The 6382-nt window shown below is 65.9% G+C and carries 7 protein-coding genes and 1 pseudogene; 5 read left to right on the forward strand and 3 right to left on the reverse strand.

Features of this window, described 5'->3' with window-relative positions; all coding sequences use genetic code 11:
• From KDB67_RS11460 to KDB67_RS11470, 3 genes and pseudogenes are all read right to left on the reverse strand, one after another.
• Positions 1-110: pseudogene (locus KDB67_RS11460) on the reverse strand (enoyl-CoA hydratase/isomerase family protein); the annotation flags it as partial.
• Complete coding sequence (locus KDB67_RS11465; protein WP_291015828.1) at positions 107-922, reverse strand: enoyl-CoA hydratase/isomerase family protein; 816 nt, start codon at positions 920-922, stop codon at positions 107-109. The gene KDB67_RS11465 and the pseudogene KDB67_RS11460, both read right to left, overlap by 4 nt.
• Positions 923-953: 31 nt before the next feature.
• Positions 954-1757 (reverse strand): enoyl-CoA hydratase-related protein, encoded by an 804-nt coding sequence (locus KDB67_RS11470; RefSeq protein WP_291015835.1) that lies wholly within the window; start codon positions 1755-1757, stop codon positions 954-956.
• A 302-nt stretch (positions 1758-2059) separates the two neighbouring features.
• Here KDB67_RS11470 and KDB67_RS11475 point away from each other — a divergent pair, with 302 nt between their 5' ends.
• The 5 genes from KDB67_RS11475 to KDB67_RS11495 all read left to right on the forward strand — a co-directional run.
• Entirely contained in the window at positions 2060-2752 is a 693-nt protein-coding gene (locus KDB67_RS11475; protein WP_291015837.1) for a hypothetical protein, read from the forward strand.
• Positions 2749-3657 carry an enoyl-CoA hydratase/isomerase family protein gene (locus KDB67_RS11480; RefSeq protein ID WP_291015829.1) on the forward strand — a complete coding sequence of 303 codons (909 nt, stop codon included), beginning with the start codon at positions 2749-2751 and terminating at the stop codon, positions 3655-3657. The genes KDB67_RS11475 and KDB67_RS11480 overlap by 4 nt, the downstream gene beginning before the upstream one ends.
• Positions 3658-3773: 116 nt before the next feature.
• Entirely contained in the window at positions 3774-4952 is a 1179-nt protein-coding gene (locus KDB67_RS11485; RefSeq protein WP_291015830.1) for a thiolase family protein, read from the forward strand.
• Positions 4953-4983: 31 nt separating this feature from the next.
• Positions 4984-5745, forward strand: coding sequence for a crotonase/enoyl-CoA hydratase family protein (locus KDB67_RS11490; protein ID WP_291015831.1), 762 nt, complete (start codon positions 4984-4986; stop codon positions 5743-5745).
• A gap of 249 nt (positions 5746-5994) precedes the next feature.
• Positions 5995-6382, forward strand: a 388-nt coding sequence (locus KDB67_RS11495; RefSeq protein ID WP_291015833.1) for an SDR family NAD(P)-dependent oxidoreductase, incomplete at its 3' end; no start/stop codon positions are given.

The following is a 6382-nucleotide window of genomic DNA, read 5'->3' on the forward strand; positions in this document are numbered from 1 at the left end:
CACATCAACCGGTTGAAGGTGTTCAGCGCATCCGGCCGGTTCAGCGTGATGGTGGCGACGTGCGCATCGGCGTCGACCTCGTACAGGATCGTCTCGAAGTCCGTGGTCATCGTGCCTGCCAGTTCGGTGCGCGCTTCTCGACGAACGCGCGCGGGCCTTCGAGGGCGTCCTCGGTGCGGGTGACGCGTTCCCGGAACGATTCGGCGAGCAGTTCCGCCTCGTGCATCGGCAGCCCGAGGGTCTTGTGGATGGCCAGCCGCGTACCGCGAACGGCAAGGGGCGCATTGGAGTTCACGATCTCGGCGATCTCCTTCGCGCGGGTCAGCAGATCCTCGTGCGGCACCACCTCGGTGACCAGGCCGAGTTCGTAGGCGCGCTCGGCGCTCATCCGTTCGTGCTTGCCCATGATCGCCATCCGCAGCGCGACCGAGCGGGGCAGCACCTTGGCCAGCCGCACCACCTCGCGCCCGGCGACCAGACCGATGCTCACGTGCGGGTCGAAGAACGTCGCCTTGTCCGAGCAGATGACGATGTCGCCGGTGGTGATCCAGTCCAGACCTGCGCCGCAACAGATTCCGTTGATGGCTGCGATGATCGGCTTGGCCATCGTCCGGAACGGGGGCGTGCCCTCCTGCGGTGCCTCCCACTGCTCGTACGTCGACAGGTAGGGACGTTCGTTGATCACTTTGCCGTCACCGGGGATCGCCTTGACGTCGGCGCCGGTGCAGAAGGCGCGGCCGTTGGCGGTGACGATGATGGTCCACACCTGATCGTCGTTCTCGGCGGCGTCGTAGGCGGTGCGTAGTTCGGTGATCATGAACGGGCTCAACGCGTTCAGGGCGTCGGGACGGTTCAGGGTGATGACGGCGGTGTGGCCCTCGACCTCGTAGATGATCGTCTCGAAGGTCAGCTCTGTGGACATCTGTGCTCTTTCGGTGTGAGTGCGGATATGGCTAGCGCCCGGTGAAATCCGGATCGCGGCGTTCCCGGAACGCTGCCAGGCCTTCTTTGAAGTCTGTTGTGCGGGTGGATAGTTCGAGAGCGTAGAGCTCGTTGTCCATCGAGGTGGGCAGATCCTGGTGCAGATTGGTGTGCAGGCAGTGCTTGGCCAGCCCGAACGCGACGGTCGGCCCGGAGGCCACCCGTGCCAGCAGTTTCTCGCTGACCCCGTCCACCTCCGACTCGGGCGCCGATGCGTGGATCAGTCCCCAGTCGGCGGCCTGCGCGCCGCTGACCTTGTCGCCGAGCAGCAGCATCTGCTTGGCCCGGGTCAGGCCGACCAACCGCGGCAGAAGCCAGGTGGATCCGGTGTCGGGGGTGAAGCCGCGGCTCATGAACGGCTCCCAGAACACGGCGTCGTCGGCGGCGACGGTGAAGTCGGCGGCCAGCGCCAGATTGCAGCCCAACCCGGCCGCCCAGCCGCGGACGGTGGCCACCACCGGCAGCTGGATGGTGGTGACGAGCTCGATGATGCGGTGCTGTGCGTGCGGTACCCGGCGGACCTGCTTGCCGGTGCGCGGACGTTCCCCACTTGCGGCGTTGCCCGACACCAGGTCGGCGCCCGCGCAGAAGTGCCCACCCGCGCCGCTGATGTGCACCGCGCGCAGCCCGTCGTCGGACGCGGCGTCTGTCAGCGATTGCACGACCCGCGACACCATGTCGTGATTGAGTGAATTGCGGGCCTTCGGCCGGTTGAACTTGATACGCAGGATCGCGCCGTCGCGATCTATCGCGATGTCATCGCTCGGTGGCGCCATGTCACTGGTGGCTGGTTCCTCGGACACCGGGAAACACCTGCCCTTCCGCCGGCCCGCTCGGGAACCGGCAACCTCTTGGATCAAGCGATGGCGCAGACGATACTGTTAGCGCTACGGTAGGCACTACTGTTAAGTCTCGTCCAAGTTAGCAACTAATGGTGGCCGGTGGGAACAGACCCGGCGGAAACGAGGGCACATGACATGCGCGCGGGAGGTGGCATATGAGTTCGGCGGCAGCTGACCAGCAGTCCGTCGTGGTCGCGGACGGCGAGCACACCGGGTATGCCAGGACCGGTCCGGGGATGGGCTTCGGGGAGGTGCCGCTGCCGCAGACCGTGGCGGCCGCCGCCTCGATTCGCAGGCTCACCGGCATCCTGCTGGCGCTTGAACAGCCCGACTCGATCGTCGACGACCTCGTCGCGCGGATCGACGCGGTGAGCGACAGGCTCACGGCGTTGCTGCCGGCAGACCTGGGGCCGCGGATCGGCGACCATCAATCGCCCGACCGGCGGATCTACCTCGATCACTCCCGTGACATCGGCGTCTACAACCCGGCCTTTCCCGAATTCGCCTTCACCACATCCGAACCCGACCGCGCGACGGGCACGGTGATATTCCCGCTGAATTTCGAGGGCCCACCCGGACTGGTGCACGGCGGATTCCTGAGCGTGTTCTTCGATTCGGTTATGCAGCAGCACAATTGCCAGGAAGGCCTGGCCGGCAAGACTCGCTCGCTCAATGTCCGCTACCGTCGGCCGACGCCGCTGTTGCGGCAGCTCGACTTCGACATCACCCGCACCCGACACGAACGCGGCCTGCTGTCCACCGGACGACTACTGCTCGACGGCGAGGTGCTGGTGATCGCCGAGATGGACGCGGTCGCAATGGATCCGGACAAACTCATCACCCGCACCTACGGGCGGCGCCGCCCGGTGGCCGACAGCGTAGGCCACCCAGAACTTTCCATACCCCGTGCTTTGGAGGAAGACCGATGACCGAAACCGGCAGTAGCGACGGCCGGGTGCTGTTCGACGTGGACCGCGACACCCGTGTCGCGACGATCACGCTGAACAATCCAGCCCAGCGCAACTCCTACGACAAACCGATGCGTGACGACCTCGCCCGGTTCCTCGACGACGTGGTTGACGACGACGACATCACCGTGGTGCTGCTGCGCGGGGAGGGCGGGGTGTTCTCCACCGGCGCCAACATGAACAACGCCTACGGCTGGTACGGCGACAAGAAGGAGGGCGAGGCGGCACCGACGAAGGTCGACCGCAAGGCCCGCCCCAGCCAGCGGCGCAGGCTGATCGTCGACCGCAAAACGTTCGAGTTCTACCACAATTTCATGGGCTTCCCGAAGGTCACCGTCGGCGAGATCAACGGTTTCGCGCTCGGCGGCGGCTTCGAGATGGCGCTCATGTGCGACATCTCGGTGATCGCCCGCGACACCAAACTCGGCATGCCCGCGACCCGGTTCCTCGGCCCGGCACTGGGCAGCCTGCACATGTTCTTCCACCGGCTCGGCCCGGTGCAGGCCCGCAAGCTGCTGCTCACCGGTGACATCGTGGAGGCGTCGTCGCTCGAGCATCTCGGCATCTTCACCGAGACCTGCGACAAAGAAGTGGTCACCGCCCGCGCCCGGTACTGGGCCGAGAAGGTGGGCAGAATGCCCGCCGACGGCGTCACCATCGCCAAGGAGGCCTTCCGGATGGTCGAGCAGAACCAGGCGTACCAGGGCGAGGAGGTGGCCAGCTATCTGTTCCACGCCTACGCCACCAACCTGCAGTTCTCCCCGGGCGAGTTCAACTTCGTCAAAACCCGTGCCCAGCACGGCACCAAGGAGGCGTTCCGGTTGCGCGACGAACACTTCCATATCGACGAGCCGGAACTGCGCTGACCGATCTCACCGACCCGGCCCGCAATCTGGACACCAGTCTGGCCATCCGCATCTGAGTCACCTACTGTTGTCATTACAGTAGATGCCACTCGCACATAACATTGAGGAAGCAACACATGCCGTCACCAGTCATCGTCAGTGCCGTGCGCACCGCCATCGGCCGCTCGTTCAAGGGCTCGCTCGTCAACACCCCGAGCGAGAAGCTCGCCACCTGGATCCTTGAGGCCGCCGTGCAGCGTTCGGGCCTGGACCCGGAGAAGTTCGATGATGTCATCTTCGCCGAACTCAACTACGGCGGAGGTGACCTCGCCCGGCACGCCGCCGTCGTCGCCGGCTACGAGCATTTGCCCGGGCAGGCCGTCAACCGGCACTGTGCCGGCAGCCTCACCGCCATCGGCAACGCCTCGGCGCAGATCGTCTCAGGTATGGAGCGGGCCATCGTAGCCGGCGGCGTGCAGTCGCTCTCGACCGCGCCCCTGATGAAGTGGCGCATCCCCAAGGCCGGTGAGTTCAACTTCATTGAGCCGTGGATGCCGCCGAGCCACCCCGAAACCCCCGACGCCCCGGCTATCGACATGGCCATCACCGTCGGCTGGAACACCGCGCAGAAGGCCGGCATCACCCGCGAGGAGATGGACGCCTGGGCCGTCCGCTCGCACGAGCGCGCCATCGCCGCCATCGATGAGGGCCGGTTCGTCGACGAGATCCTGCCGATCAAGGTGGAACTGGCCGACGGTTCGATCACCGAATTCGCCGTCGACGAGTTCCCGCGTCGCGGTACCACGATGGAGGCGCTCGCCGGGCTGAAGGTGCTGCACCCGGAGATCGAGGGATTCTCCATCACCGCGGGCAACAGCTCCGGCATCAACGACGCCGCCGCCGCCGTCGCGATCGTCGGTGACGACCTCGCCGCTGAGGAGGGTCTGGAGTCCCTGGCGACCGTTAAGGCCTGGGGTGCTTCGGCTGTGGCGCCGCGCGATACCGGTTTCGGTGCCGTCGCCGTGATCGGCAAGATCCTCGACCGGGCCGGCCTCAAAGCCTCCGACGTGGCGCTGTGGGAGATCAACGAGGCCTTCGCCTCGGTCCCGATCGCCGCCTGCCGCGAATACGGCATCGACGAAGAACTGGTGAACGTCTCGGGCAGCGGATGCAGTCTGGGACACCCGATCTCGGCGTCGGGTGCCCGTCAGGTCACCACCCTCATCAACGACCTCAAGCGTCGTGGCGGCGGCATCGGTGTGTCGGCCATGTGCGCCGGCGGTGGCCAGGGCGGCGCCGTCGTCATCGAGGTCTAGAACCTTCCGGACAGAGCAGAAAGCAGTAGGAATGTCTGACGCAGTACTCGTTGAGCGCCGCGGACGCGCGCTCATCATCACCATCAACCGCCCTGAGGTGCGCAACGCGATGAACCTCGCCGTCGCACAGGGCGTTGCCGATGCCGTCGACGAACTCGACAACAGTCCGGAGCTGTCGGTGGCGGTGATCACCGGTGCCGGCGGAAACTTCAGCGCCGGAATGGATCTCAAAGCCTTCGCCAAGGGGGAGTTCCCGTACGTCGTCGGCCGCGGCATGGGCTTCACCGAGAAGCCGCCGGTCAAGCCGATCATCGCGGCAGTCGAGGGCAATGCCCTGGCAGGCGGCACCGAACTGGTGCTGGCCTGCGATCTGATTGTCGCGGCCAAGAACGCGCGCTTCGGTCTGCCCGAGGTCAAGCGCGGCCTGGTGCCCGGTGCCGGGGGCCTGATCCGTCTGCCGGATCGGGTGCCGCTGCAGAAGGCCCTCGAATGGTCGCTCACCGGCGAACCGTTCACCGCCGAGGACGCCGAACGATACGGCCTGATCAACATCCTCACCGAGGAGGGCGGTGCGCTCGACGCCGCCATCGCGTTGGCGGACAAGATCACCGAGGGCGGTCCGCTGGCCGTGGCCAAGATCAAGGAGATCGTCGTCGCGGCGCCCGATTGGCCGGCGGCCGAGCGCTTTCAGAAGCAGATGGAGGCCATCGCCCCCGTGTTCGGATCCAAGGATGCCGCCGAGGGTGCCGCGGCGTTCGCCGAACGGCGCAAGCCCAACTGGACCGGTGAGTGAGACGGATCGCCGGGGGGATCGCTCCGTAGAGTAGTAAAATTATTATGCTGTATGACGACCGGCCGGGAACCCCTGCCGGTTGATGTGCGAGCCTGTGAGCCTCGACACCACGTGGGATGACGTTGTCATCTCACCGGATTTCGAAGCTCGTCGCCAGGGCTCCTCGCACGTCAACCGGCGGGGTGCCGGCCGGTCGTTGATCCATATGTCCGTGTACCCGCGCGGTCTACTGAATACAAAGGAGCATCAATGTCTTTCGAAGGTGAAGTCGCCGTCGTCACCGGCGGTTCGGGTGGCCTGGGCGCGGCCACCGTGCGCCGGCTGCACGCCGCTGGTGCGTCGGTGGTGATCGCCGACCTCAACGACGAGGCCGCCACCGCCCTGGCCGACGAGCTCGGCGATCGTGTCGCGTACGTGAAAACCGATGTTCTCGATGATGATTCGGTGCAGGCAGCACTCGACAAGGCTGCCGAACTGGGCACGCTGCGGTACGCGGTGATCACCCACGGTGGTTATGGTGCGCTGCAGAAGATCGTCAACAAGGACGGCAGCCCGCATGATCGGGCCGTATTCGCCAAGACCATCGACCTGTACCTGGTCGGCACGTTCAACGTGCTGCGTCTGGCCTCGGCCGAGA

Origin of the sequence: Gordonia sp. (in: high G+C Gram-positive bacteria) (assembly GCF_020438995.1) — a bacterium.
Classification (GTDB): domain Bacteria; phylum Actinomycetota; class Actinomycetes; order Mycobacteriales; family Mycobacteriaceae; genus Gordonia.

Excerpts from the sequence above, each read along its gene's own strand:
- KDB67_RS11475 (WP_291015837.1), top strand. The coding sequence starts at position 2,060 with ATGGGCTTCGGGGAGGTGCCGCTGCCGCAGACCGTGGCGGCCGCCGCC.
- KDB67_RS11480 (WP_291015829.1), top strand. The coding sequence starts at position 2,749 with ATGACCGAAACCGGCAGTAGCGACGGCCGGGTGCTGTTCGACGTGGAC.
- KDB67_RS11485 (WP_291015830.1), top strand. The coding sequence starts at position 3,774 with ATGCCGTCACCAGTCATCGTCAGTGCCGTGCGCACCGCCATCGGCCGC.
- KDB67_RS11465 (WP_291015828.1), bottom strand. The coding sequence starts at position 922 with ATGTCCACAGAGCTGACCTTCGAGACGATCATCTACGAGGTCGAGGGC.
- KDB67_RS11470 (WP_291015835.1), bottom strand. The coding sequence starts at position 1,757 with ATGGCGCCACCGAGCGATGACATCGCGATAGATCGCGACGGCGCGATC.
- KDB67_RS11490 (WP_291015831.1), top strand. The coding sequence starts at position 4,984 with ATGTCTGACGCAGTACTCGTTGAGCGCCGCGGACGCGCGCTCATCATC.